This is a genomic window from Rhodoblastus acidophilus, assembly GCF_009720655.1.
Classification (GTDB): Bacteria; Pseudomonadota; Alphaproteobacteria; order Rhizobiales; family Beijerinckiaceae; genus Rhodoblastus; species Rhodoblastus acidophilus_A.
Genome location: NZ_WNKS01000066.1, coordinates 1 through 362, shown reverse-complemented (window position 1 = coordinate 362; position 362 = coordinate 1). Strand labels below are relative to the sequence as shown.

Genomic DNA, 362 nt, shown 5'->3' with positions numbered 1-362 from the left:
AGGGTCAGGTTTTCGAGATTGGCGCCGAGCGTGAGGCTCACCGAGCTCTGCACCGTGTCCGTTCCGGCGTTCGCCGCTTCAGTGATCGTGTCGCCGCCATCGGTGACATAGGTGTCGTCGCCGAGGCCGCCGATCAGGATGTCAGAGCCGCCCGCGCCGTTCAGCACATTAGCCGCGTCGTTGCCAATGATCGTGTTGTTCAGCGTGTTGCCGGTTCCATTGATCGCGGCGGTTCCAGTAAGTGTCAGGTTTTCCAGATTGTCCCCGAGCGTCAGGCTGACCGAGCTCTGCACCGTGTCCGTTCCGGCATTCGCCGCCTCGGTGATGGTGTCGCCGCCATCGGTGACATAGGTGTCGTCGCC

At 62.7% G+C, this 362-nt stretch carries 1 pseudogene; it reads right to left on the bottom strand.

Going from position 1 to position 362, the window contains the following annotated elements:
- Positions 1–362 (bottom strand): annotated as a pseudogene (locus tag GJ654_RS20950) (calcium-binding protein); the annotation flags it as partial.